Annotated in this window: 16 protein-coding genes; 8 read left to right on the top strand and 8 right to left on the bottom strand. The window is 72.9% G+C overall.

From position 1 onward, the window contains the following. Positions 1-10: 10 nt before the first annotated feature. Positions 11-901 (top strand): pantoate--beta-alanine ligase, encoded by an 891-nt coding sequence (gene panC / locus WMF29_RS04415; protein ID WP_437327639.1) that lies wholly within the window; start codon positions 11-13, stop codon positions 899-901. Beyond that, a complete protein-coding gene (tmk, locus tag WMF29_RS04410; RefSeq protein ID WP_437327638.1) occupies positions 902-1,600 on the top strand; it encodes a dTMP kinase in 699 nt (232 codons plus the stop codon). A gap of 82 nt (positions 1,601-1,682) precedes the next feature. On the opposite strand, the gene WMF29_RS04405 is transcribed toward tmk, so the two are convergent. Further along, a complete protein-coding gene (locus WMF29_RS04405; protein WP_437327637.1) occupies positions 1,683-3,239 on the bottom strand; it encodes a hypothetical protein in 1,557 nt (518 codons plus the stop codon). Between the two features lie 422 nt (positions 3,240-3,661). Between WMF29_RS04405 and WMF29_RS04400 the strand changes: the two genes are divergently transcribed. Further along, positions 3,662-4,801 (top strand): vWA domain-containing protein, encoded by a 1,140-nt coding sequence (locus WMF29_RS04400; RefSeq protein ID WP_437327636.1) that lies wholly within the window; start codon positions 3,662-3,664, stop codon positions 4,799-4,801. Between the two features lie 36 nt (positions 4,802-4,837). Here the strand turns inward: WMF29_RS04400 and WMF29_RS04395 are convergent, their stop codons facing one another. Further along, positions 4,838-6,010 carry a tetratricopeptide repeat protein gene (locus WMF29_RS04395; RefSeq protein WP_437327635.1) on the bottom strand — a complete coding sequence of 391 codons (1,173 nt, stop codon included), beginning with the start codon at positions 6,008-6,010 and terminating at the stop codon, positions 4,838-4,840. A gap of 338 nt (positions 6,011-6,348) precedes the next feature. Between WMF29_RS04395 and WMF29_RS04390 the strand changes: the two genes are divergently transcribed. Then, on the top strand, positions 6,349-6,570 hold the full coding sequence (locus WMF29_RS04390) for a YdcH family protein (protein WP_272100080.1): 222 nt from the start codon (positions 6,349-6,351) through the stop codon (positions 6,568-6,570). Between the two features lie 265 nt (positions 6,571-6,835). On the opposite strand, the gene WMF29_RS04385 is transcribed toward WMF29_RS04390, so the two are convergent. The 5 genes from WMF29_RS04385 to WMF29_RS04365 all read right to left on the bottom strand — a co-directional run bounded on the left by WMF29_RS04385 (position 6,836) and on the right by WMF29_RS04365 (position 12,997). After that, a complete protein-coding gene (locus WMF29_RS04385) occupies positions 6,836-7,339 on the bottom strand; it encodes a hypothetical protein (protein ID WP_437327634.1) in 504 nt (167 codons plus the stop codon). A gap of 128 nt (positions 7,340-7,467) precedes the next feature. Beyond that, a complete protein-coding gene (locus WMF29_RS04380) occupies positions 7,468-8,649 on the bottom strand; it encodes a serine/threonine-protein kinase (RefSeq protein WP_437327633.1) in 1,182 nt (393 codons plus the stop codon). A gap of 35 nt (positions 8,650-8,684) precedes the next feature. Continuing rightward, on the bottom strand, positions 8,685-10,061 hold the full coding sequence (locus tag WMF29_RS04375; RefSeq protein WP_437327632.1) for a serine/threonine-protein kinase: 1,377 nt from the start codon (positions 10,059-10,061) through the stop codon (positions 8,685-8,687). A gap of 78 nt (positions 10,062-10,139) precedes the next feature. Next, on the bottom strand, positions 10,140-11,534 hold the full coding sequence (locus WMF29_RS04370; RefSeq protein ID WP_437327631.1) for a formylglycine-generating enzyme family protein: 1,395 nt from the start codon (positions 11,532-11,534) through the stop codon (positions 10,140-10,142). After that, positions 11,531-12,997 carry a formylglycine-generating enzyme family protein gene (locus WMF29_RS04365; RefSeq protein ID WP_437327630.1) on the bottom strand — a complete coding sequence of 489 codons (1,467 nt, stop codon included), beginning with the start codon at positions 12,995-12,997 and terminating at the stop codon, positions 11,531-11,533. Before WMF29_RS04365 ends, WMF29_RS04370 begins: the two co-directional genes overlap by 4 nt. A gap of 196 nt (positions 12,998-13,193) precedes the next feature. Here WMF29_RS04365 and WMF29_RS04360 point away from each other — a divergent pair, with 196 nt between their 5' ends. From WMF29_RS04360 to WMF29_RS04345, 4 genes are all read left to right on the top strand, one after another. Then, positions 13,194-14,150, top strand: a complete 957-nt coding sequence (locus WMF29_RS04360) for a hypothetical protein (RefSeq protein ID WP_437327629.1) — start codon at positions 13,194-13,196, stop codon at positions 14,148-14,150. A gap of 28 nt (positions 14,151-14,178) precedes the next feature. Further along, a complete protein-coding gene (locus WMF29_RS04355) occupies positions 14,179-15,213 on the top strand; it encodes a PEGA domain-containing protein (protein WP_437327628.1) in 1,035 nt (344 codons plus the stop codon). 170 nt (positions 15,214-15,383) lie between these two features. Then, a complete protein-coding gene (locus WMF29_RS04350) occupies positions 15,384-16,754 on the top strand; it encodes an AAA family ATPase (RefSeq protein ID WP_437327627.1) in 1,371 nt (456 codons plus the stop codon). Continuing rightward, entirely contained in the window at positions 16,751-17,401 is a 651-nt protein-coding gene (locus WMF29_RS04345) for a hypothetical protein (RefSeq protein ID WP_437327626.1), read from the top strand. The genes WMF29_RS04350 and WMF29_RS04345 overlap by 4 nt, the downstream gene beginning before the upstream one ends. A 99-nt stretch (positions 17,402-17,500) precedes the next feature. On the opposite strand, the gene WMF29_RS04340 is transcribed toward WMF29_RS04345, so the two are convergent. Further along, positions 17,501-25,342, bottom strand: a complete 7,842-nt coding sequence (locus WMF29_RS04340) for a beta-ketoacyl synthase N-terminal-like domain-containing protein (RefSeq protein WP_437327625.1) — start codon at positions 25,340-25,342, stop codon at positions 17,501-17,503. Position 25,343: the final 1 nt, after the last annotated feature.

Genomic DNA, 25,343 nt, shown 5'->3' with positions numbered 1-25,343 from the left:
GGATTCCATTATGGAGTTTTGGCGACATCCTGGCGACCTCAGGGTGGCGTGCGAGCGGGCTCGTGCGGCAGGGCGCCGCGTCGGCCTCGTCCCGACGATGGGCGCGCTCCATGCAGGCCACCTCGCCTTGATCGCGGAGGCGCGGCGGAGGACGGACTTCGTGGCCGTGACCGTCTTCGTCAACCCGACCCAGTTCGGCGCGGGCGAAGACCTGGCGCGCTACCCGCGGACGCTCGAGCGAGACCTCGCCGCCTGCGCGGAGGCCGGCGCCGACGGCGTGTTCGCGCCGGACGTCACCGCGATGTACCCGCCCGGAGAGGAGACGCGCGTACGCGTCGGCGCGACCGCGGGCCCGCTCTGCGGCGTCCATCGGCCCGTGCACTTCGAGGGCGTCGCCACCGTGGTGACGAAGCTGCTGTCGCTCGCCGGCCCGTGCGTCGCCGTCTTCGGCCGGAAGGACTACCAGCAGCTCCAGGTCATCCGGCGGCTCGTCGCCGACCTGTTCCTGCCCGTCGAGGTCGTCGGGGCGACGACGGTGCGCGAGCCGGACGGCCTCGCCATGTCGTCCCGGAACGCCTACCTCTCGCCCGAGCAGCGGAGCGCGGCGCGCGCCATCCCGCTCGCCCTCGCCGGCGCGTGCCGCGCGTTCGCCCGCGGCGAGCGGCGCGCCGCGGCGCTCCTCGAGCCCGCGCGCGCGCGCCTCGCGGCCGTCGCGACGAGCATCGATTACGTGGACCTCGCCGATCCGGAGTCCCTGGCGATCTGGAGCGACGCGGCGGCGATCGGCGATCGGGCGCTGCTGGCGGTCGCCGTCCGCGTCGGGACGACGCGGCTCATCGACAACGTCGTGCTCGGGGAGGACGCGCCGCCCGTCGCGGAGGGGAGCGAGGAGGCGGTCTAGATGCCGAAGACGAGAGGCGAGCAAGAGAGCCCCGCGTCGCGCCCGGCGGGCGAGGCGGGCCGTGGCGTCTTCGTGGTGCTCGAGGGCATCGACGGCGCCGGCACGAGCACGCAGGCCGAGCGCTACGCGGCGCACCTCAGGGCGGCGCGGCGCCTGGTCCACGTCACCCGAGAGCCGAGCGCCGGGCCGGTGGGCGCGCTGCTCCGGCAGGTCCTGACCCACCGGATCTCGCTCCCCGGCGCCCACCAGGCGGAGATCATGGCGCTCCTCTTCTCGGCCGATCGCCTCGATCACCTCGGCGCCGAGATCGAGCCCCTCCTCCGCGACGGGTACGTCGTGATCTCGGATCGCTACGACCTGTCGAGCCTGGCCTACCAGTCCACGACGGCGAGCGAGGACGGGGGGCGCTCCGAGGGAATCATCGAATGGATCCGTGAGCTCAACCGCCACGCCCTGAGGCCCGACGTCACGGTGGTGATCGACGTGACCCCCGAGATCGCCGAGAAGCGCCGCCGCGGCCGCGGGGGGGCGGAGGAGCTGTTCGAGAAGACAGAGCTGCAGGCGCGGCTCGCGGAGGCGTATCGCCGGGCGGAGGAGCTCGTCCCGGGGGACCGCATCATCCATATCGACGGGGATGGCCCGGTCGACGAGGTCTCCCGGGCGATCACGGCGGCGCTCGCGGCCGACGTGGAGCGGTGAGCCAAAGGCCCCGGCCGAACATCGGAGTCGCGCCACCGAGGGCGCAAGGTCCCTGTGGCTCCCCGCGCCCGCGTCGCGCGCTCTACGGGCAAGCAGCGTTCGCGATCTCCACATCGTCGATGTTCCAGCTCGACACGATGTCGACGAAGGACTCCCGCCCGATCTCGTAGCCGAAGCGGACCCGCAGGCTGGCGTTCTTGTAGGGCGTCAGGTCATAGACGATCTTCGTCCAGGCCGAGTCGCGGACGCCGGGGTACGCCCCCGACTCGAAGAGCACCTTCCAGCGGACGCCGTCGTAGACCTCGACACGGTTCGTCATGTGGGGCGTCTCATCGCTGTTCAGGAGACGCCAGAACGTCAGGTACACGCCGCCCGCGACATCGGCGTTGACGACCGGGCTCGTCAGGTAGAAGTACGGGTGGACGCCGACGGGCGCGTTCCCTCCGATGACCACGCCGGCCACCCCGTTGTCCGACGTCGCCGTGTGGTCGAGCGCTGGATCGGCGTGCCCGTAAGTCTGGCCGGTTGACGCCTTCGCCGCGCCGATCTGCCAGGTCGGACCGAGCTCCCACCCGGCCGCGTCGCTCTCGAACGTATCCCGGAAATAGACCACCGGCGCCGCCGCGGCGGCGCCGCCCTGACAGACGCCAGCCAGGCAGGACTCCCCCACGGTGCACGAGTCGCTGTCAACGCAGAGCCCGCCATCGGCGACCGGGCGCGCCGTGCACACCCCGGACTCGCTGCAGACGCCGCGCGTGCAACCGATCGCCTGCGAGGGGCACGACTCTCCGGGGGTGGGGATGGAAATACAGGCGCCGCTCTCGTCACAGACGCCACGATTGCACTCGTCGGTCCCAGAGAGGCAGGCGCCGCCCGGTCCGATCGGCTCAGCATAGCAATTGCCAGAGCCCGGATCGCAGGCGCCATCGTTGCACCCGACGCTCAGCGCGCTGCAGTCCTTCGGGACGCCCCCCTCGCAGCGGCCGCTCTGGCAGGTCTTGCCGACCATGCAGAGATCGCCGGAGTCCGCGCACGGCGCCCCCTCGTTCCCCGGAACCGCCTCGCACGCACCGGAGGCAGGGTCGCACGCACCAACATGACAGGAGTCCGGCACGTGGAAGAAGAAGCAGTCCCGCGGGGTCCCGACGCAGGCGCCGTCCAGGCACGCCGCGTCGAGGAGACAGCGGTCTTCCGTCGCGCACGGGGCCCCGTTCGCCCTCGGCTCCACGCCGCAGCGAGGAGCGCCGCCCGCGTCGACGCACGTGACCACGTGACAGGCGTCCGGCGCGAGGCCGCAGTCCTCCTGGGCACCGCCCTGACAGACACCCTCCTCGCACACCTCGCCGACCGTGCAAGCGTCCCTGTCGTCACAGGGCTCCCCGCCCGCGCTGGGGACGAGCTCGCAATCGCGCGTCGCCTCGTTGCACACGGCCACGACGCATTGCGAGGTCGGAACGAGCGAGCAGTCGATCCGGCACGGCGCGCCGTCCCCGCCTGCGCCGCCCCCTCCGCTCGAGACAGCCGCCCCAGCGGCGCCGCCGGCCCCCGCCGGGCCCGAGCTGCCCGCGGATGTCGCAGTCGAACAGCCGAGATCCGTCAGGGCGACAGCGGAAAGTACCCATGGAATCCACCTAGTCATGTTCGCCTCTTTCCAGCAAGCGTGACGCACCTCGTGGGAATTACGCGTCCTTCGCGGCTGCGCAAGGAAACATGATGTTCCCGCGCGCGAGCACCCGGAACGGTCGGCGCGATCAGCGACGAGCGAAGACACCGAGCCCCGCCGCGCCGACGAGCGCGCGAGACCCTGCGAGAGCGACGAGAGCGACGAGAGCTGCGACAAGCGACGAGAGCCGTGACAAGCAGCGAAAGACAAGAGAGCAACGACAGCGCGACACGAGCCAGGCTTACAAACCGGAGAGCCCCTATCGCGCCTCGTTCGAGATACGCATACACTGACGAGATCGTCTCGGAGCTCGGCCATCCCTCGATAGACAGACCACTTCGCGCGTGGAGCCCCGCGGCCCCGACCCACGTCGCACCCATTTCCAGAGGAGCGCAGAGATGTCCTTCCGACGTCATTTCGTGTTTGCCCCTATCCTCGTCGCCGCCGGGATCGCGGCTCAGTCGGGCGGCTGCGCGGCCACCGAGGACGAGAAGCCCGCGAGCATCCCCCGGCCGGATGACGCCGCGAGCGGCGGCGACGGCGGCTCGTTCGGCGTGAGCAGCGCGAGCGGAGACACGTCGCTCGGCGAGGGGGGAGGGCTCGGCGGCGCCAGCGAGGGCGGCCTCGGGGAGGGATCCTCCTGCGCCCAGGCGAGCGCGGAGGCCACGCTCCTGCCGCTCGATATGCTCATCCTGCTCGACCGATCCGGCAGCATGCTCGGCTCGAAATGGGTCGGCGTCACGAACGCGCTCTCGGCGTTCGTCACCGACGCCGCCTCGGCCGGGATGAACGTGGGACTGACCTACTTCCCGCTGAGCAGCAACGGGCAGAGCGACTGCAACCACACGAGCTATGACGAGCTCGCGGTCGCCATCGGCGAGCTGCCGCTGAACACGCAGGAGCTCACCGCCTCCATCCAGAGCACCTCGCCGGGCGGCGGGACGCCCATGCGGCCGGCGCTCCAGGGGGTGCTCACGAACGCGACCGCCTACAAGGACGCGAACCCTTCTCACAAGGTGATCGTCGTGCTCGCGACCGACGGCGATCCCTCGGGCTGCTCCGGAAACACCGTCGCGAGCACCGCGGAGATGGCGCAGAGGGCCCTCCGCTACAACGGCGTCCAGACCTACGTCATCGCGGTGCAGGGCTCGACGCTCACCAACCTGGACCAGATCGCCGACGCCGGCGGGACGACCCGCGCGTTCGACGTCACGGCGGACATCACGGCGTTCTCGGCGAAGATGGCCGAGATCCGCGCGTCGGCGCTCCCGTGCGAGCTCCTCATCCCCGCGCCGCCCGCGGGCGCGGTCCTCGACACGAGCCGGGTCGCTGTCAGGTTCGCGCCCGAGGGCGCGAGCCCGCTGGAGGTCCCGAAGGCGGACGACGCAGGGGACTGCGGCGCGGGGCCGGGGTGGTATTACGACGACGAGGCGCTCCCGAAGAAGATCATCCTCTGCCCCGCGTCCTGCACGACGGTGCAGCACGAGGTGCGCGCGGAGCTCGACGTGCTCTTCGGGTGCGCGCCGACGCTGAACTGAGCCGGGCGGGCCCCTTCCCCGCCGCCCGGGCGGGGCTCACGGCCGCTTCGGCGCCGGCGTCTTCAGGGCGTCGAGCGCCGCGAGGAGCTCGGCCTCGGTGAACGGGAGCCTCGCGAGCGCCGCCTGCTCGTCGGCGAGCGCGAGCTCTATCTCGCGCTGCGCGTCGCGGGCGCGGACGACCCACGCCGACGACTCCCCCGTGCGGTCGCCGAGGCGCACGGTGCCGGCGAGCATCTTCTGCCCCTTCTCCAGGAGCACGCGGTAGCGCAGGCGCATCGCCCCCTCGAACAGCTGCCTCTCCCTCGGGGTGTCGGCGCTCCGCGGCGGCGGGACCTGCATCACGTCGCGGTGGAGCTCCTTGTAGAGCTGCCCGATGCGGTAACCCGCCATCGCCGACCAGTGGGCGTCGAGGCTGCGCATGGCCTCGGTGTAGGCGCTCTGCGCGTCGAGCAGGCCCTGGCAGCGGCGCTCGAGCGCCTCGGCGAAGCTCGCCGGCACCGGCGCGAAGGTGATCGCCTCGCTCCGGCGCCGCCGCACCTCGCCGAGCGCGAAGCTCACCTGCGCGAGCTCGATCGGCGGCTTGCCGGACTCGCCCAGCCGGTGCTCCTCGATGAGATCGCGCGCGAGCGCGACCTGGCGCGCCGCCTCATCCACGAGATCCTGCTCGACAAGGCCGAGCGCGAGCGCGCCGCGCGCCTCGATCGCCTCCAGCACGCTCAGATCGCCGAGGCGGAGCAAGCGGCGCGACACCTCGACGAGCTCGGGCCACCGCTCGAGGGCGGCCGCCGCGCGCGAGAGCCGGAAGCGCGCGCCGCGCGCGACCGCGTGGTCCGGGAAGCGCTGCGCGACCTCGCGGTAGCGCTCGGCCGCGAGCGCGCGGTCGCCGAGCGCCTCGTGCGCGAGGCCGGCGTTGAAAAGGCTCGGCGGCGCGACCTCGCCGCCCGGCGCGAGGCGGGCGAGCCGCTCGAACAGGGGCGCCGCCTCACGCGCCTTGTCGGCCAGGAGCAGCGCGCGCGCCCGCTCGAACTCCGCCGCGAGCTCGGCGTCCGAGTAAGGCGACACGACGACCGGCGCGAGCTCGACCGGCGCGCGCGCCGAGGCCGGCTGCGGCGATCGCGCCCGCGCCGGCACGGTGGCCTGCGAAGTGCATCCGCCCAGGACGACCGCAAGGGCCAGGAGGGTGACCGAGGTGGCGCAGGAACTCGACATTGCCGGGGAAGAATAGCCCCGCGCTCGAGGTTGTTCCGCAACGTGCATGGACGGAGAGTCCGGCCCGGCCGTCCGGGACACCGGTGGATTGCTGTACGCCTTAGGGCAATCCCTGGCTACAACGGCCGCTCTGTGAAATTGCAGAATGGCCTCGCCCGACAAAAAGCCTGCATGGATCCGCCATGTTGCGGTAATCTCGCATTCGTTCATCAGGCCGCTGTCTCGGCGTGTAGCATGGTCGGCGGCGGTCTCCTCTCCAGCGACGATCAGGACGAGGGCTTCTGTTGTGGGCCCTCGAAGGCATCACGGCCCCGTTGTGGGGCCTTGGAGGTGGGCACATGAAGCATCAGATCATCTCTCCTCGCGCGGTGACTGCAGTCGGCCCGGAGCAGCGGCTGAGCATGGTGGAAGCGCGTCATCGCGAGCTCGACTCACGCCTCAGGCAGCTGGGTCGACGGGCGTTCCTGACACCGGGGGAGAGAATGGAAGCTGCCCAGCTCAAGAAGCACAAGCTCGCCGCGAAGGACGAGATCGAATCCCTGCGCCGGCGGTTGTCGTAGCGAGCGACCCCTAGCCGACCCTCGATCCTGCGCCACATACGGCGCACCCCCGCCCCTTTCCGTTCCATTCCAGACATCCAGCGCGCCCACGCAATGGGCCGCTCGCACGCTGTGCACGCCGCATGGCTCTGCGCGTGCTTGCAGGGATGCGCGCACGCCCGATCGCCACGGCGGACGCACCGGCGGGGACGCGCACGCCGCGCGATGCTCGCGCCCAATTCGATGCGGGCGAGGCGCGACGTGCGAGGGCGTCAGCGCGCTGCGGTCAGAGCGTGGGCGCCGACGGCTCGGACGGCGGCTCCTCGGGCGACGCGGGAGCGTCGGACGGCGGCGCGGCGCCCCCCTCCGGCAGCGCCTCGGCGCCGCCGTACACGTCGCGGTTGAGGTCCGCGAGCGTCTCGGTCAGGCGGTTCTTCTGCTCGCTGGTGATGCCGCCGGGGGCCAGCTTCTCGGTCGCCGCGGCGAGCCCGAGCCAGTGGCGCGCGTTGTCGCGGTAGCCCTTGCGCGGATCGGCGACGCCGGTGCCCTGCGGCGCGAGTTCCGCCAGCCGGTAGTCCGTCATGCCCCGGAGGTAGGCGTACTGCGCCCGCTCCGGGACCGAGAACGAGTCCTGATCGTTCTCGAGCACCCGGAACAGCGCCAGCGCCTGCTCGAACCGGTTTGCCTCGTAGTGGCTGCGGGCGCGATCGAGATCCTGCGTGTAGGTCGCGCAACCCGACGCAAGGGCGAAGGACGAGAGAAGGAGGACGCACGGGACGAGGCGGCGCATGCGCGCAGGGTATCTCCCGCGTCGCCGGGCGATCAAGCACGAAGGCAGCGCACCCCACACCACGCGCCACGCTGGCCGCTGACGCGCGCCGCGCCGTCGCACGCCGCTCCGCATCCAGCGGATCGCCGTCAGCGCAGGAGCGTCGCGGCGAGCACGCCGCTCACCGCGAGCAGCGCGATCGCCAGCAAGACGACCGCCCAGACGAGGCCGCGCGCGGGCGCGACAGGGCGCGCGGCCGCGACCGCGCCCGGCCCCGTCGCCGACGACAGGGGGGCGACCGGGGGCTGCGGCGTGGCGGCGACCGGGGGCTGCGGCGCAGCGGCGACCGGCGCCCGCCCGTCGCCCGAGGGCAAGGCCACCGTGTCGGCCGTCTCCCACACCCCGGCAGGGGGGCGCACGGCCGAGGGCGGCTTGCCGTCCGGCAGGCCCGCGGAGGAGCCGCGATCCATCGAGTCGGCGACGCCCGACGCCACCATGAACGCCTCGGAGAGCTCCCGGGCCGAGGCGAAGCGCGCGTCCGGCTCGACGGCGAGCGCCTTCCGCATCCAGGCCTCGACCTCCACCGGGATGGCAGCGCCCGGCGCCGCCGCGGACAGCGCGGGCGGGGGCGTCCCCAGGATCTTGGCGATGAGCGGCCCGAGCGCCGGGGCGGTGAAGGGACGTGTCCCCGTGAGACACTCGTAGACCACGACTCCCAGGGACCAGAGATCGGACCGGTAATCGACGCTCTTCAGGCCTTTCGCCTGCTCCGGGCTCATGTAGTAGGGCGTCCCGAGGAGCGCCCCCGTGCGCGTGGGATCCATCCCGGTGATAGCGAGCGCGTCTGTCACCTTCGCCACGCCGAAGTCGAGGATCTTGACGATCTCCCCATCATCCTCGCGCGCGATGAAGATGTTCTCCGGCTTGATGTCGCGATGGACGAGCCCGACCTCGTGGGCGCGCGAGAGGGCGCGGCAGATATGAGAGACGATCTTCGCCGTCTCCGCCGGCGTCAGGCGCCGGCGCGCGGAGAGGCGATCGCGCAGGCTCTCGCCTGCCAGGCACTCCATCGCGATGTACGGCAAGCCATCGTCGGTGAGCCCATGGTCGAGCACCTTGACCACATGGGCGCTGCGGATCCGCGCCGCGATCTGCGCCTCACGATCGAAGCGGGCCCGGGCGGTCGCGTTCTTCGCGGCCTCGACGTCGATGAGCTTGATGGCCACCGGCGTGCGCAGCGACAGGTGCTCTGCCAGCCACACCGAGCCCATCCCGCCCCTGCCGAGGAGCCGGGCAAGGCGGTACTTCCCGGCGATACGTTGACCTTCCATGGCCGGCAGCAGGGTAACGCGCTGCGCGCTCGCCGTCAGTACGGGAGTTGGTCGACGATCCCCCTCGCTTGCGTCGTCGGCGCCGACGGCGGCGGCGGTGTCGCGGATGTCGCCGGCGCCTTCAGCGTGCCAGAGAGCGCTCTCGGTGAGGGCCGCCTGGACGACGGCGCCGCGGAGGGCGCGACGCCTGCAACGGCAAGGTCATCCCGAGCGGGAAGGGGCGGGGTGGGCGAGCTCGACATGGATGCTGGAGGCGCCGCGACCGCCGCGGGCGGCGGCTGCACCGCCGCTTCCGCCGAGGCGGGGACCGGAGCGGCGGGCCCGTCCGCCGTCGGGCCGCGGAGCGCAGCGAACGCGGCCACGAAGGCCACCACGAGGAGCGCCGCGACCGCGACGGCCCTCGACGGCGATCTCGCGCGCCCGTCGGGGGCCGCGAGGGGCGGGGGCGCCGCGACGGCTCCCGAGCTCGGAGACGCGGCGAGCGGCGCGAGCGCGCCGACGACCTTGCCTCCAGCGAGCGCGCCCGCCGACGTGGGATCGGCGTAGCGGCCGAGGACCTCGACGAGCGGCCCCAGATCGTCGAGCCGATCCTCGCGCCGCTTCTGCAGGCAGCGGTCGAGCACCCCGGCGACGTCCGCGGGCAGGTCGGGCACGGCCGATCGGATCGACGGCACCTCGCGCTGCAGGAACGCCGTGTACATCTCGCCGAGGTTCTCGAACTCGAGCGGCCTCCGGCCGGTGAGCGCCTCGAAGAGGATGACGCCCATCGCCCAGATGTCCGCGCGATGATCGATGTCCTTCTCGCTCATCGCCTGCTCGAACGACATGTAGTGAGGCGTCCCGAGGATCGAGCCGGTGCTCGTGTTGCCTCCCTGCGTCTCCGAGCTGATGGAGGTCGGGTCGAGCACCTTGGCGATCCCGAAGTCGAGCACCTTGGGCACGCACCCGCCGGCCTGCGGCTCGGAGAGGAAGATGTTGTCCGGCTTGAGGTCGCGGTGCACGATCCCCTTCTCGTGCGCGGCGCGGAGCGCGGAGGCGACCGGCGCGAGCAGGCGCGCCGCCTCGTACAGCTGCAGCGCGCCCCTGCGCTTGCGCAGCCCGGAGAGCGGCTCGCCGCGGAGCAGCTCCATGACCATCACGGGCGTGTGGTCCTCCTCCTCGAAGACGTCGAGCACCTCGATCACGTTCGGGTGCTGGATCGCGGTCGCCGCCTTGGCCTCGCGGAGGAAGCGCCGGGTCTGCGCGGCGTCGACGACGCCGCGGATCATCTTGAGCGCGACGTCGCGCCCGGTGCCGACGTTCCTGGCCGCGTAGACCTCGCCCATCCCGCCGCGGCCGATGAGGCGCTCGATCCGGAAGCGCCCGGCGATGATCTTGCCGGCCGGGAGGGAGCCCTGGAGATCGTCCGACACGAGCGGCAGCGTACCGTGGTTCCCGGCCGGACGCAGCGTACCGCGATCGCCGGCCGGCCCCGATCCGCGGCAGCGCGGTCACATCGACTGCGCGCAGCGGAAGCCGGTGGCCGGATTGAACGCCGACGCCCTCTCATGGCTGCGCGCCGTGGCCCGGGCCCCCAGCTTGTAACCCGACCAGGAGCTCCCGCGATAAGAGAAGCTCGGCGCCGCGCCGGGCGCGGGCTCGCGACACACCGGATCGACGAGGAGCGGCCCGCCCGACTGCCAGCAAGGCGCGGCGTAGGGAGCGAAGGTGTCGGCCACCCACTCGGACATGCTCCCGGCGAGGTTCCGGATGCCGAGGGCGGTCACGTCGCTCGGGGCTCCTCCGGCGACAGGCCCCCAGGGCACCGGCGCGTCGAGCGGGCGACAGCCGGAGTTCTCGAACACGTCGTTGTCGACCTCCCCGCTGCGCCGGCCCCTGCCGAGGAGCGCCATCGCGCAGAGATCCCCGCCGTTGCCCCAGGGATAGGCGGTCTCGTCGTCGAGGTTGCCGGCCGCAACCTCCCATTCAGCCTCTGTGGGGAGCCGCAATCCCCGCGCGGAACAGGCCTCCTCCGCCAGCGCGTGGGTGACGCAATTGACGGGCAGCGCGTCGTTCGCGCCGTCGGACGCGCCGAGGTACGTGCAAGCGCCCAGGTCCGACCCCGGCGCGCCGAGGTCCCTGGCAACGGGCTCTGACCGGATCTGCCCTGTCGCCACGAGCTCCCGGACGGTGCCCACCGTCACCTCGTCCGCGTCGATGGCGAACGCGCCGAGCTGCACGAGGCGCTCGGGCTGGCTCAGCTCGTCGAGATCGACGGTGTAACCGGGCCGCGGCGTCCCGAGAAGGAAGACCCCTCCGGGCACACACACCATCCCCGCGGGCGCCGGCCCCTGGCAGGGTACCGGCGCCGCGCTCGGCCAGGAGCCGGGCCCTGGCCGGGCCTCGACGTCGGACAGCAGCGGGAGCACCGGCTCCGGCGCGAGCGCGCCCGCCTCCGGATCGCAGGTCGCGCGCTGCTCGGGGAGGCTCGGGACGCCGAAGCAGCGCATGGACAGATCGAGGGCGACGCGCGTCTCGCCGTCGAGCGGCGGGAGCCTGGCCACGGCGTCGATCAGCGCAGGACCGCGGGGGAGGCCGTCGGGGCCCGCCTGCTCGGCCCGGTAGAGCCGCGCGCGGACCCGCACGGCGGCGCCTTCCTCCCGCGGGACCACGCCGAAGCTGACGGGCAGGCTGTCCGGACCATCGACCCCGATGAGCCGCATGCATCCGGTGCAGATCGCGCCCTCGCCCATCACCTCGAGCAGCAGGTGATCGCCGAAGCGGGGCGCCGGGGCGTCCGTGGAGACGCTGACGAGCCACTGGCGAGGCTCGGGCTCGCACGCCGGGAGCGCCGGGAGCAGAAGCCCGGCGGCCGCGAGCGCCGCCGGCAGGCAACGAGCCGTCACGGCGCACCTCCTGCGTAGACGCACCGGAAGCCGTGCAGCGAGTCCAGGACATCACCTCTCCGGAACGCGGGCCGGGTGTTCGCTGGGCCGCTGGCCCAGTCTCCGCCGCGGGCGGCATGGGCGTTGATGCCTTCATCGTCGCAGCGGGGCTCGACGAAGATCCCGGGCGCGCTCCAGCAGCCCTCTCCGTACGGAACCAGCTTGTCGGCGCACAGCTCGCTCAGGCTCCCGCCGAGATCCAGGACGCCATCCCTGGAGCTGTCGCCCAGACCACCGCACGCCGCCGAGGGCCGATGCGAGCCGACCTCCTCCGGCCCCGGATCGCCAGGGCACAGCGTCCCCCGCCCGGCGCTCGCCGTGCAGCACGCGGGGGACGCGTCACCCCAGGGATAGATCCGCCCCTGCCCTCGACCCCGCGCGGCGTGCTCCCACTGCGCCTCCGTCGGCAGATCACCGCCGCTCGCTCTGCACGCCTCCCGGGCGAGGCGCCACGAGATGCAGTTGAGGGGATACCCATCGTTCGCGCCGTCGGCGGCGCCCAGCCAGCGGCAGTCTGCGAGCCCCGCCCTGCTCGGATCAGGCCCGGCGAGGTCATCGCCTTCCGCGTGGAGGAGCCCCTCGTTCAGCAGCGCACGGAAGCGACCGACCGTGAACTCCGTCCTGTCCATGAAGAACGGGCCCACATGCACCGGCCGCGGCGGCACGACCGAGACGTAGCTCTGCTCGTCGACGCCGGCGAGCTCGGCCTGGCCGAGGACGCTGAATCCGCCGGGGATGCAGATGGCATCGGCGCCCTCGGGCGCGGCGCCGCAGGGGATCTCCCGCGCGCGCGACCACGTGCCGGCGCGCGTCGCGACCATCTCTGCCTCCGATCCGACGAGGACGCCATCCGACGGGGCCGCCGTGCGCCTGGAGGCGTCGATGCACGTGTGCGGCGGCTTGCGCAGCGACGCGGGCACGCCCATGCAGTCCGCCGAGAGTACGAGTTGCACCGTCTCCACGCCGGACGCGGGGAGCGCCATCTCGATCAGCCGGTCGATGGCGGCCTCTGGCGGAGGATCGATGGTCGAGAACACCCTCCCCTCGATGGAGTCCTTACCCCGCGTCGCAACGGCGCCGCGGAACGCCCGGATGCGCAGGCGGAGCACGGCGCTCCCCTCCTCCGGCGCGGCCACCCCGAAGGAGAACGGCCAGGACGAAGGGTCCGGCAGGACGAAGTTCGCCGTGCAGTCGACGTCATCGATGCAGCCGGGGCGCCACGCTTCGTCGAACCCGTCGATACGCACCGTATCGATGACCGCCTCCGGAGAGATGGAGGGGTCCGCCAGGAGCTGCGCGGCGACCGGCGCGTCGGTGTCCACGACGACGAGGAGCTGCCGGCGCTCTCGTTCGCCGCAGGAGGCGGATAGCCCAGCCGCAGCGAGCACGGAGAGGATCGAGAGCGCGCGTGTCGGTTCGACCACCTGCGGCCTTTCGCCTTTCGCCTTTCTCGTTTCTCGTTTCTCGTTGCCGCCCGACAGGACCCAGGAGTAGTCTCCTCGCTATCATCGAGGAGCGGCGAGGCCAAGAGGGTTCTTTCGCTGCTTCACCCGAATCACGCCAATCACGCCAGTCAACCGAATTACCCGAACATCGCTCTGCCGCTCGCGAGGAGATTGTATGTCGTGGTTCACCCGGCCAGTGCTCGCCGCGCTCTCCGTGGCCATCGCGGCGGCGCTCTCGCCCGCGTGCGACGGCGATTCCCCATCCGAAGCTCCGGGAGCGGCGGCGAGCACGGGATCGGGCGCCGGCGGCGGCAGCGGTGGTGGCGGCGGTGAGGCCACGTACGGCGCGAGCGCGTGCGGCACGTGCGTGGAGCAGACAGCGTGCTTGTCCCAGGTGAACGCCTGCGCGGCCGACCCGGGCTGCGCCGCTTACCTCGACTGCCTCGACGCTTGTCCGCTGGGCCCCGGCGGGGACGCGGACATCGCGTGCGAGCAGGCGTGCCCGCCCGTCACCGGCTCTCTTGGCCAGAGCGCGAAGCAGGCCTTCATCGACTGCCGCCTCTCCGGCCCGGGCGCGGCGTGCGCCGGTTGCGGTCAGATCCCCGCCCCGACAGACCCGGATTTCAACCAGACGTGCTCGCCGTCGACGGATCCGAACACCTGCTATCGGTGCGAGGACGAGCGCTGCTGCGAGACTTACCAGGCGTGCAAAGACGACCAGGATTGCCAGGACCTTGTCACGTGCGTCAAGGCGTGCGCCGAGGCCCCGGAGGAGGCGGCCTTCTCGCCGTGCGAGAGCGCGTGTTACGAGGCTCACACCGCAGGTTACGCCGCCTACAGCCACCGGATGGCGTGTATGCAGTACTTCTGCTTCGACGACGACGCTTGCGGCAACGAGCCGCTGGACCCCTGCGTCAAGTGCCAGAACCTGCACTGCGCCGATGAGATGGCGGCTTGCCAGCACGAGATCGAGTGTGCGTTGCTGGACAACTGCCAGGTCCCGTGCGACGTCGCGGACCAGGCCTGTCTCCTGGAGTGTGACGCCATGTTCCCGGACGCGGTGGCGACCCACAAGGCCGGGCTCGATTGCGCGCTCGCCCACTGCGAGATCGCTTGCGCCGGGACGGACTGAGGAGAGACGGCCAGGGACGAGGGGTACGATGCGGACGCGATGGATGCTCGGTGGCTTGGTCGTGGCGGCGCTCGATCTCTCAACGGCCGGGCGCGCGCGCGCCGAGGCGCCGGCCCCAGCGGCGGCTCCGGCAGAGGCACCGGCGGTCGATGAGCGCACCACGCGCGGCAGGGCGGCGTTCCTGCTCGGCGTGCAGCGCTCGAAGGACGCGCAGTGGGGCGAGGCGCTCGCCGCCTTCGAGGAGGCGGCGGCGGCGCGGGACGCGCCCATCGTCCAGTACAACATCGGCTTCTGCGAGCGCGCCCTGGGCCGCTACGTCGCTGCGCGCCGCACCTTCCGCCGCGTGCTCGCGGGCACCGAGGGCCTGGCGCCCGCGCAGATCGACGACGCCAGGGCGTTCGTCGCCGAGCTGGATCAGCTCGTGGTCCGGGTGGCGGTCACGCTGGATCCCCCGGGCACCCCGCTGACCGTGGACGGGCGCGCGCTCCGGCTGGCCATCGACGATGGGACCCGGGTCTTCGTGACGCTCCCCGGGTCCGCCGAGCGCGCGGCGGCGCCGGCGGAGAAGAGCTTCACCGTGGAGCTCGATCCCGGGGTCCACCTCTTCCGCGCGGCGCGGCCAGGGCGCCAGGATGCGTTCGTCCAGAAGACCTACCGGCCGGGGGAGAAGGCGACGCTCGATCTGCACCTCGACATCCTGCCCGCGCGCGTGGCCGTGCGCGCGGAGCCGGCGCAGGCGCTCGTGCGTGTGGACGGCCGCGAGGCCGGGCTCGCGCCCATCGACATCGAGCGACCGCCGGGGAAGTACAGGATCGAGGTGGTGCGGGACGGGTTCGAGACGTACGCGGCGACGCTCGATCTGCACGCGGGGCAGCGAGCGGATCTGACGGCCAAGCTGATCCATGTGCGGCCGTCGCTGTGGACGCGGTGGTGGTTCTGGACGGGCGCGGCGGCGGTGGTGACGGGAGGCGTGGTGCTGACGTACGCGCTGACCCGGCCGGAGCCGGACTACAACGGAGGGAGCCTGAACTGGGTCGCGGAGCCGGCGGCGATCAGGTGGTGAGGGGCGTCGAGAGCGCGCGGCGCGGGGACGAACGGGCCGCCGCGCTGCGCACGTGACGAGCGCCGGCGCGCTCGCTGCAGCGGCGCGCCAACAAGCGTCCAGGCTGCGCGACCGCGTATCGGGGAAGGCCGGCAAGCCGCGCGGCAGCGCGGACATGGTAGGGTCGAGGCATGATCACGCGGTTCGAGATCGACGGCTTCAAATCACTGCGAGATTTCGCGGTCGATCTGGAGCCGCTGACGGTGTTCGTCGGGCCGAACGGGGCGGGAAAGTCGAACCTGCTGGAGGCGATCGGGCTGCTGGGGCGGCTCGCATCCATGTCGATCGAGGAGGCGTTCAAGCTCGGACGGGGACGGGTCGTCGATCAGTTCAGCCGCTCGGGGGGAGAGGCGGGGAGGACGATCCGGTTCGCGATCGAGGTGTCGCTACGAAGCACGCCAGCGCCGCTTCAAGACGGTGGGCCACCGCTGCCGGTCCGTTATCGGTACGAGCTCGTCATCGAGCGCCGAGCGCGTCCCTCAGGCGTCGAGGAGCTCGTGGTCTCCGGAGAATGCCTTCGCGCGCTCGCCGACAAGGACGGACCGCCTCGACGAGAGATCATCCTGCGCCACGAGGACGAAGACGGACGCGAGCGGCGCGTGCTCATCGCGCCCGAATACGAGAGCTGGGCGGGACTGAACTATCGCTGTCCTCGAACACACGCCGCGCTCGAGGCGCTCAAGACAGGATCTGGAACCTACCATATCAACCTCGACTTCCCGAAGGAATTGACCGCTGAGCGCGCTGCCCTCCTCAAGGAATACGCCGATTTCCGGAACACAAGCTCGGAGAGGGGGTGGAGGGCGGTCATCAACATCATCACCGACGAGCTCTCCCGTTTCAGCCTCATCCAGCTCGACCCCGCGCGCCTGCGCGACTCGAGCGAGCGCACCGACTCGTTCGCGCTCGCTCCCGACGCATCGAACCTCCCCACCATCCTTGCCGATCTGCCGGCACCGACGCTCGGAGAGATCCGCGCGGATCTGGTCTCACTCATCCCGGGGCTCGCCGGCTTCAATGTCGTGCCCGACGACGACAACCTGCGCATCGAGTTCAAACTCTCCGGCGGCGAGCGCCTCCCGGCTCGCCTCGCCTCTGATGGCACGCTGCGCGGCCTAGCGTTGCTCACAGCGCTCCGCGTCGAGCCTCGTCCATCCATCGTTGGTGTAGAGGAGCCTGAGAACGGCATTTACCCAGGCCGCCTGCGCACGCTGCTCTCGCTGCTACGTGAGATAACTACTCCAGGAGACGAAGCCTCTCCTGACTCAGCTCAACCCGCGACGCAGCTCCTCCTCACCAGCCACTCGCCTGTCGTCCTCGCCGCGTTCCGGGACAGACCCGAGCATCTGCGCTTCCTGGATCTCGTGCGACGCGACGGGCGGCTCGCGACCCGCGCACGTGCGGTGGGTGAGCTGAAGGCACCAGGCGACGGCGCGCACGTCGTGTCGCTGCGCGAGGTCGACGCGCTCCTCCAGTCCGCGACCAGCGAGGCCGCCGAATGACCGGAAGGCGGCTCTATCTCCGCGCAGGACTCTATGCGGAAGGCCCGAGCGACTACGACTTTCTCTTGCCGCTCCTGGATCGCTTGCTGCCAGCGCTCGCGGCGCCGCTGTTCCCAGGGACGAACGAGGTCGAAGCGAGCCTCGGGATCGACGCGCCGCCCCCGGCGCAAGGCGAACGTGCCGAGCGGATCGCAGCTGCCATCACCGACCGCTGGGCGGAGTGCACGCTGTTCGTGATCCACGCGGACGGCGCCGGCGATCCGGCATCGGCGCGGCGGAGCTCGATTGACCCCGGCATCGAGGCGGCCCGGCGCGCGTACCCGAACGTCGTGGCGGTCCCGTGCGTTCCAGTGCGCGAGACCGAGGCGTGGATGCTGGTCGACGGTGAGGTGTTCCGGACCTTGCTCGGCAGCGGAGCGCAGCCAGCCCTCCCCGCCGAGCCAGAGCGCGAGGCCGATCCCAAGATGACGCTGGGGCGCGTCTTGAAAGATGGTGGAATGAGACGAAGGCCCGAGCGCCTCTACCGCTTGTTCGGCGAAGAAGTCAGCCTGGAGGCGCTGCGAAGGCTGCCAGCGTTCCAGCTCTTCGAAGCGGAGCTCGCAGGAGCGATCCGCGCCGTGGCACGCTCACAGGGTTGGTCGGGCTGACCCGATCCCAGGGACAGGAACGCGAGAGATCTCGCGCTCCCGAGCGCAGAGCGGTGTTCGACGAAATGCGGGTGTGGGAGCGGGCAGAGACGGCGCTGCTCACCCCCCGAGCCGCCTCCCGATGAGCCGCGCGGCGAGCTTCCGCAGCCAGTCCGCCCGCCGCGCGTCGGGCGCGACGAGCCGCCCCGTGCGCGCGGCCTCCAGGATCGCTGCGGTCTCCGGCGTCGGGTCGGCGCACGCCTGCAGCACCCGGAAGACCGTCGCGTCCTCGTGCGCGACGCCAGCCTCCTCCACCCAGGCGTCCACCGACGCCGCGAACGCAGGATCCCCGGGGAACGGCTGCTCGACCGCGTTGCTCGGGCCGAGCCCGTTGATGCTGCTGATCACGAGGTCCTTGCGATCCTTGTAGGTCATCCCCGCGAGCTCCTCGGGCAGCAGCGGGCGGCCGATCCAGATGTCCTGCACGCCCATGCCGAGCGGGAACTCGAGCCGCCGCTCGAGCGGCTCCGGCGGCAGCGCGCCGGAGAAGCGCACAGGCACCACCGGGACGCCCACCGCGAGCGCCATGTCGATGAACGAGCCGCTCATCTTGCGCACCGGCGTGCGGCACTCGAGCGACCGCGTGCCCTCGACGTGCACCATCACGCCCTTGCCGGCCCCCTGCATCTCGGCCCCGAGCTCGGCGATGATGGTCCCGAGCGACGCCTTGTCCTCGCGATCGAAGTACGTGATCACCTTCGGATCGCGCGCGCCCGGATACGCGAAGCAGTGCGCGAGCATCGTGCCGAGCCACGTCGTCCGGTGCTCGGCCTTGGCCAGCGTGACCGTCGAGACCTCCGTCAGGCCGGACACGGCGATGCCGAACAGCAGCGACTCCACGCCGACCTGGTGGTTGCCGAGGTAGAGCAGGCTCCGGCCCTTCACGGCGCTGAACGCCGCGGGCTCGACGACGTGCACCCGGCGGATGAACCGCTCGATGAGCCCGAAGTAGAGGTCCTCCGCCGGCCACCGGCCGATGCCCATGGCCGCGCCCCAGTAGCGGCGGACCGGCGCGATGTCGATCACGGGCGGGCCTGCGTCGCGGACCACGACCTCCGAGCCCTCGCGCGCCACGGTGAACGGCCAGCGCGTCAGCGGCTGCGCCGACGAGACGCCGGCGAGGGACACGGTCGACGGGTGCACGCCCGCGCGCCGCGCGACGTGATCCTTCACCGCCGCCGCCTCGACGAGGTCGCCCGACGCGGCGTAGAGCTGCGCAACGGTGCCGGGCATCCAGTCCATCGTGCGCACGTCGGCGGGGCTGCAGCGCGCCTCGCCCGACGCCGCGTCGACGCGCGAGACGGCGAGGTCGACCGGCGCGCGATCGCGCAGGAACGCCCGGCGGATCCCGGGCGGCGCGCCGCCGATCGGCCCCTGCGGGAGCAGCACCTCGACAAGCCGGAGCTCCAGCCAGACGCGCTCTCCCGCCTCGGCCCCGACCTCGGCCCCGTCCTGCGCGATGGCCTGCACCCGGAACGAGACGAAGCGATCGTCACGGCCCTCGTAACGCACCTCCACGCGCACCGGCGACCCGGGCGCCGGCCCGTACACGCGGAGCGACGGGATGCGCGACGGGAACGCGATCTGGGCGGGCGGGCACCCTGGATCCCACAGCGACAGCCGGTCGTGCGGGATGGTGTGGGTCAGCGCGTCGAGCATGCCCTGGTGCAGCGTCCCGGGGGGCACCGAGCCCCTCCGGGGGTCCAGCACCGCCGACGAGCCGCGCGCGCCGAGCCTGAGCGCGGTCAGGTACTGGAACGCAGGGCCGTGGAACAGCGTCCCCGCCGCGTACGGATCGTCCGCCTCGGGCGCGTCGAGCGCCGGCTCCGGCGCCGGGGCGGGCGGGTATTCACGGGCCACCCGAACGCGGCCGGTGCACACGGGCTCGAACCGCGAGAGCGCCGGGTTCGATGCCTCGCGCCACGCGAGCAGCCGGACATCGAGGACGTCGCCCGAGCCGGTCGCCTCGGCCTTGACGCGCACCGGCCCCGGCACGGGCAGCCAGCGCTGCACCACCACGTCCTCCACGGCCACGACCACGCTCCCCGGGCGCGCCCGCAACGCGGCGCCGGCCAGCCGGTCGACCATGCTCATCCCGGGGAGCGCCGGGACCGTCCACGTGGGGCGGTGGTCCGCCACCCACCCGTCCGGGTCCAGCACCTCCTCGGCGTCGTCGAGCGCCACCGGCGCGGCCTTCGCCGCGGGCTGCTCCTGCGGGCGCAGGCGCGGGCTCTCGCCCACGGCGCCGGGGAGCGACGCGAGGCGGCGCGCGCTCGCGCGCGGGTCGAAGCCGACGTCGCGACGCGCGCGGGGCGAGGCGCCGTCGACGATCCGCACGCCGAGCGTCGCGCCGTAGATGCGCAGGCCGTCCACCCAGAGGTAGGACTCGGCGATGACGTAGGGCCCGCGGTCGTCGCGGCCGACCTCGAGGATGTCGGTGTCGACCGTCACCCGCCGGCTGGCCGGCAGCACCTGGCCCCGGTACCGCCAGGAGTGCTCGTGCCCCGTCATCACGGGCTCGAACCGCGGATCGCGCAGGCCCGCGTGGAGGTCCTGGTGCAGCATCCAGAACTGGATCGTCTGCAGCATCGCCTCGATGCCGAGCGAGCCTGGCTGCACGGGATCGCCCAGGAAATGGGCCTTGAAGAACCACTCCGACGCGTGGACGTCCCGCCGCGCGCGGAGCCGGCCGAGCCCCTTCCGGCCGCCGGCCTGCCACAGGCCGTCGATCCGGTCGATCATCAGCAGCGACGGCCGCGCGAGCCCGAGCTTGCCGCCGCAGTACCGCGCGGGGCGCTCGCGGAGATCGACCTCGAAATCGGACGGCTCATCGAGCGCGGCGACCTCCTCGGGCCTCGGCGGGATCCCGATCTGCGTCGCGAGCGCCGCCTTCGGGAAGAAGCCGAACACCGTGTCGAGCTCGTACACCCGCGCACCGCCGAGGCTGCACTCGACCCGGAACGAGAGGATGATCATGCCGCCCGACCGGGACATGTTCGTGAGCCGCGACCTGGTGCGCAGCGCGCTCACTGCCGGCGCCGGCGCCGGCAGGACCTCGGCGTGCAACGTGCCCTTGCCGTCGAGGTTGCGGAAGTACAGCGCACCGTCGGTCGAGAGCGCGCAGCCGGCGTAGCTCGCGAGCCAGCCGCACGTCTGGAGCGCGGCCTCGAGCACCACCGCGAACGGCATCGTGAGGCTCGCGTTCTCGTCGAAGTACCACGCGTCCTCCGGGACGTCGTACTCGACCTCGACCTCGGCGCCGGCCTTCATCGCCGCCATGGGGCGCGAGACCGACAGGACCCGGCTCATGAAGTGGTACGGCGGCCCCGGGAGCCGGGCGACGTGCTGTCCCCCGTCGAACCTGCGGTAGAGCGGCCCGAACGCGTCCGACGGCCTGCCCCAGGCGCACGAGAGCAGGCTCCGGTAATCGAGCGGGAAGCCGCCGGCGTCTGCAGAGGCGCCGTCCGGCGGAGGCGCGCCCGTCTCGGACCAGGGGACGCGCGCGACCGGCACCGGCTCGACGTGGCCGTCGAGCAGCTCGGGGGCGCTCGTCAGCGGCCAGTCGGGGCTGAGGCGCAGGCCCACGCGGCGGGCGTGGAACGCCTTGAGGCCGTCGACCGTGCACAGGAAGTCGGCGAACACCGTCGGGCACGGGCCGTCGTGGACCTCCTCGACGAACACCTCGTAGGTGAGCACCCGGCTCGTCGGGACCACCTGGCCGCGGCAGCGGAGCAGGTAGGGGATCTCCGGCACGGGCTCGAAGCGGAAGCCGTCCGCGTCCACCGTGAAGCCCATGGCCGCCATGTAGAACGCGAGCGCCTGCAGGCAGCCCTCGAACATGAGCGTCCCCGGCATGCAGGGGTCGTCCTTGAAGTGGCCCTCGAAGTACCAGCCGTCCTTCGTGATCGGCAGCGTGGCCCGGAGATAGCCGCGCTTCCACGGGCCGCCCGCCGGGTCGAACACGTCGACGCGATCGAAGAACAGCATGGGCGGCGCGCTGATCCGCGGCGTCCTGACGTGGGTGCTCAAACGATCGAAGGCGGGGCCGAACGCCGCCGCGCCGTCGCCGGCCGCGAACGCGAGGAGGTCGGCCCTGTCGAACGCGGACTTCTGGCACGCGATCCGGGGCGGATCGAGGCGGGCGGTCTTCGCGTGCTCGGCGGTTTCCGCGTCCCAGAGGACGCCGCCGGAGCTCGCGAGCTCCTCGTCGGTGAAGAAGCCTGCCTGGCCCTTGCGCGTCTTCAGGCGCAGCTCGCCGCCGATCCGGCAGTCGTAGTGGAAGAAGAACAGGCGGACGTCGCCGTGCTTCGCGTGCCCGTCGACGTGGATGTCGTAGACGAGCGTGTCGCCCGGGCGCGGCAGGCCGCCGTAGAAGGTGAGCTCGCAGCCGAGCAGGCGGTAGACGCGCTCGCCCTTGTTCTCGAAGTCCGCGCCGAGCCAGCTGATGAGCAGCAGGTCGGCCTGGCCGCTCTCGATCATGACGCCGGCCGGCATCGCGCCGTCGTGCAGGTACCAGGAGTCCCACCGCACGTCGGTCTCGGTCCACATCGTGCCGAGCTTCATCGAGCCGGGCTCGGCGTCGATCCCGGTGACCCGATCGGCCAGCAGGAGCGGCGGCATGGGCATGCGCACCTGGCGTCGATAGGCGTCCTGCCGGGCGAAGAGCGGGCCGAACACGTCGGAGATCCGGCCCGAGGCGAGGTGCTCGAGCTGCTCGCGGCTGAACCGGGGGCCGCGGGGCGCGAGGGAAGACGCCGCGGGGAGCTCCGGCTGGGCGGCGGGACGCGACGCAGGCAGCGGCGAGGCGGGGCGCGGCGCAGGCGGCGGCGCGGCGGCGGGGCGCGGCGGCTCGACGACGCGCGGCTCGAACGAGCGCGACGGCGCGGTGGAGGGGCGCGGCGGCTCGAACGAGCGCGGCGCCTCGGCGCGAGCGGGCTGCGGCGCAGCGGCGCGAGCGGGCGGCGGCGCAGCGGCGGGGCGCGGCGACTCGACCGGACGCGGGGCCTCGGTACGGACCGGCGCGGCGTGGGGCGCCTGCGCCAAGGGGGCCTCGACCACCACCGCGGCCGCGCCCGACGACGCCTGCACGAGCGAGTCCAGCGCGCGCTGCCGCATCTGAAGGAACCGACGGTGGACCTGGGCCTGCTGCTCCGCCCACTCCTTGTGGATCTGCGCAAGCTGCACGGTGAACGCCGCGGCGCCGGCGATCACGTCGCCGGGGATATCCACGGCAGCGGCCGCGACGACCGCCGGTCCGACCGGCGGCGGCTCCTCTGCGATGCTCGCGGCGACGGCCGCGACGACCGCCGGCTCGACCGCCGGCGGCTCGTCCCAGGACGGCGCCCGATCCGCGTCGGCGGCAGAGAACCCCGTGGGCCCGGGGTACAGCGGCGGCAGGTCGTCGAGAGCGGACGGCAGAGGCGGCGCAGGTTCCATGGAGTCTCCGGGGGATGAACAGGAGGCCGCGCCGGGCACGACGATCGCCGGCGGGTGGGCGGGGAGCGTGAGCATCGGCCCCTCCGCCGATCGCGGCGGCGGGAGCGGCGCAGCAGGGCCGCCGGCCCCGATGCGGACCGACAGCGAGCCGCCGCCGAGGCCCGCGCAGCGGACCTCGGCGACCCGGATCTCGTCGGACCACGGCGCCCCGTCGGGCTTGCGGCCGTGACGGCACGCGAGCACCGCGGCGGCCACGTGCAGCAGGCCCGACGCGGCGTGCGCGTGGCCGAACCGCGGCGCGAGATCCGTGGACGACAGCACGAGGCCAGGATCGCCCGGCTCGTCCACGACCACCGCCAGGACCGGGTGCCGCTCCCGGACGGCGTCGTCGAGGCGCTCGAGCACGAGCACCACGGCGGCGTCGCCGGGGGGCAGGCGGACGCCGAGCGCCTCGAGCGCGGCCGCGTGGGCGGGCTCGCACGAGAGATCCACCGCGCCGACGATCGCCGCGTCCACCGCGCCGGCGCGCAGGGCGCGAGACGCGACGCGCAGCGCCCAGGGGCCGGACAGCTCCTCGGCGGCGATCGTGAACGACGGTCCACCGACGTCGAGCTGGCTGTTCAGCCGGTTCGCCGGGATGTTCGGCATGTTCCCGACGACGCCCGCCGCCTGCAGCGCAGGGATGATCGCGTCCTGGAGCGCGCCGACGTCGACCGACGGACCGAGCCGCGACGGCGCCGTCTCGGCGAGCCGCCAGCGCGTCATGTACCTGCACACCTCGGTGTCGGCGCCCATGCCGATGAGCACGGCGGTGCGATCGCGCGGCAACGCGAGCCCCTCGGTGGCCTCGATCGCCGCCTCGAGCAGCAGCGTCTGCTGGGCGAGCGCCTGCTGCAGATCCCGCGGCGGGAACCGGAGCCGATCCGCGGGCAGCGCGACGGCCGCGCGGCGAGGATCCGCGCCGCGGCCCGAGAGGAGCGGCTCGGCGAAGGCCCGGACGCCGCTGAGCTCGCCGACGCACAGGCCCATGGCCACCACGGCCAGGTGGCCTGCCGGCGCGGGGCGCGCGGCATCGACGGGGCGCGAGGCCGCTGCAGCGGCCTGCGGCGCGGCGTGGGCCGCTCGGCTCCCCGGCGAGGACGGCTCGTACGCCTCCACGAGGAGGTGCGCGTTGTTCCCGCCGAACCCGAACGCCGACAGGCCCGCGAGCCGACGCCCCTCCCACGGCTCTGCGCGCTGCAGCACCCGGAAGGGGCTCGAGGCCACCGCCTCGCTCAGCGGATCGGCGTGAAGCGTCGGCGGGCGGACGCCGGCCGCCATGGCGCCGAGCAGCTTGAGGAGCCCGGCCGCGCCGGCCGTCGTGACGAGGTGACCGAGGTTCGACTTGAGCGAGCCGAGCGGGACCTCGCGGGAGCCGAACACCTCCTTGAGGGTCGCGATCTCGGTCGCGTCGCCGAGGGGCGTGCCCGTCGCGTGGCACTCGAGCAGCGACACCTCGCGAGGATCGAGGCCGGCCATCGCATACGCGGCCCGCATCGCGCGCAGCTGGCCCTCGACGGCGGGCGCGAGGAGGCCGCGGCCGCGGCCGTCGTTCGACAGGCCGACCCCGCGGATCACGCCGAGGATCGGCCTGCCGGCCGCCTCCGCGTCCGACAGGCGCTCCAGGACCACGAACGCCGCGCCCTCCGCCGGGACCAGGCCGTCGGCCTCCGACGAGAACGGGCGGCTCTGCCCGGTGCGGCTCATGGCCGACAGCGCGCAGAACCCGATGTGCATGAAGAGGTCGTCCGAGCGGCACACCGCGCCTGCGAGCATCCGGTCGGTCTCGCGGTCCTGCAGCCGCTCGCAGGCGAGCGCGATCGCGTACAGCGACGACGCGCACGCGGCGTCGAGCGCGAACGCCCCGGCCCCGAGGCCGAGCACGTCCGCCAGCAGGTGGGCGGGCAGCCCCGACATGAACCGGTTGCGCGGATCGGGCCGCGGGACGCCGGCGAGATCGCCGAGCCACGTCGACTCGACCCACGCCGACATCGCCGACGAAGGGAACGAGAGGTTCCCGAACACCGCGCCCGCGCGGTCGGACCGGCCCTCGTGCCCCGCCTCGCGCAGCGCCTCGCGGCCCGCGTGGAGCACCCACTGGAAGAGCGGGTCGAGCGCGAGCAGGGACTCGGGCGGCCCGGCCGGCCGCGGGAACGGGTCCCTGGCGAGCACGCGGCGGAAGTGCTCGTCGAACCCGGCGACGTAGCCGCCGCGGTCGCTCCACGCGCGGTCCTTCGCGTCGCGCACGTCGCGCGCGTCGCGTGCGGAAGGCCCCGCGAGCGCGCGCTCGCGCGAGAGGCGCCAGCGGCCGTCGGGGGCGGCGGACAGGAGGTCCCTGCCGGCGAGCACGTTGTCCCAGAGGGCCGCGGGGTGGAGCGCGCCCGGGAGGACGCACCCGCGGCCGACGATCGCGATGGGCTCGAACACG

Source organism: Sorangium sp. So ce381 (assembly GCF_051473845.1).
Classification (GTDB): Bacteria; Myxococcota_A; Polyangia; order Polyangiales; family Polyangiaceae; genus Sorangium; species Sorangium atrum.
This window is presented reverse-complemented; position numbering and strand designations above follow the sequence as displayed.

Excerpts from the sequence above, each read along its gene's own strand:
- panC (WP_437327639.1), top strand. The coding sequence starts at position 11 with ATGGAGTTTTGGCGACATCCTGGCGACCTCAGGGTGGCGTGCGAGCGG.
- tmk (WP_437327638.1), top strand. The coding sequence starts at position 902 with ATGCCGAAGACGAGAGGCGAGCAAGAGAGCCCCGCGTCGCGCCCGGCG.
- WMF29_RS04405 (WP_437327637.1), bottom strand. The coding sequence starts at position 3,239 with ATGACTAGGTGGATTCCATGGGTACTTTCCGCTGTCGCCCTGACGGAT.
- WMF29_RS04400 (WP_437327636.1), top strand. The coding sequence starts at position 3,662 with ATGTCCTTCCGACGTCATTTCGTGTTTGCCCCTATCCTCGTCGCCGCC.
- WMF29_RS04395 (WP_437327635.1), bottom strand. The coding sequence starts at position 6,010 with ATGTCGAGTTCCTGCGCCACCTCGGTCACCCTCCTGGCCCTTGCGGTC.
- WMF29_RS04390 (WP_272100080.1), top strand. The coding sequence starts at position 6,349 with ATGAAGCATCAGATCATCTCTCCTCGCGCGGTGACTGCAGTCGGCCCG.
- WMF29_RS04385 (WP_437327634.1), bottom strand. The coding sequence starts at position 7,339 with ATGCGCCGCCTCGTCCCGTGCGTCCTCCTTCTCTCGTCCTTCGCCCTT.
- WMF29_RS04380 (WP_437327633.1), bottom strand. The coding sequence starts at position 8,649 with ATGGAAGGTCAACGTATCGCCGGGAAGTACCGCCTTGCCCGGCTCCTC.
- WMF29_RS04360 (WP_437327629.1), top strand. The coding sequence starts at position 13,194 with ATGTCGTGGTTCACCCGGCCAGTGCTCGCCGCGCTCTCCGTGGCCATC.
- WMF29_RS04355 (WP_437327628.1), top strand. The coding sequence starts at position 14,179 with ATGCGGACGCGATGGATGCTCGGTGGCTTGGTCGTGGCGGCGCTCGAT.
- WMF29_RS04350 (WP_437327627.1), top strand. The coding sequence starts at position 15,384 with ATGATCACGCGGTTCGAGATCGACGGCTTCAAATCACTGCGAGATTTC.
- WMF29_RS04345 (WP_437327626.1), top strand. The coding sequence starts at position 16,751 with ATGACCGGAAGGCGGCTCTATCTCCGCGCAGGACTCTATGCGGAAGGC.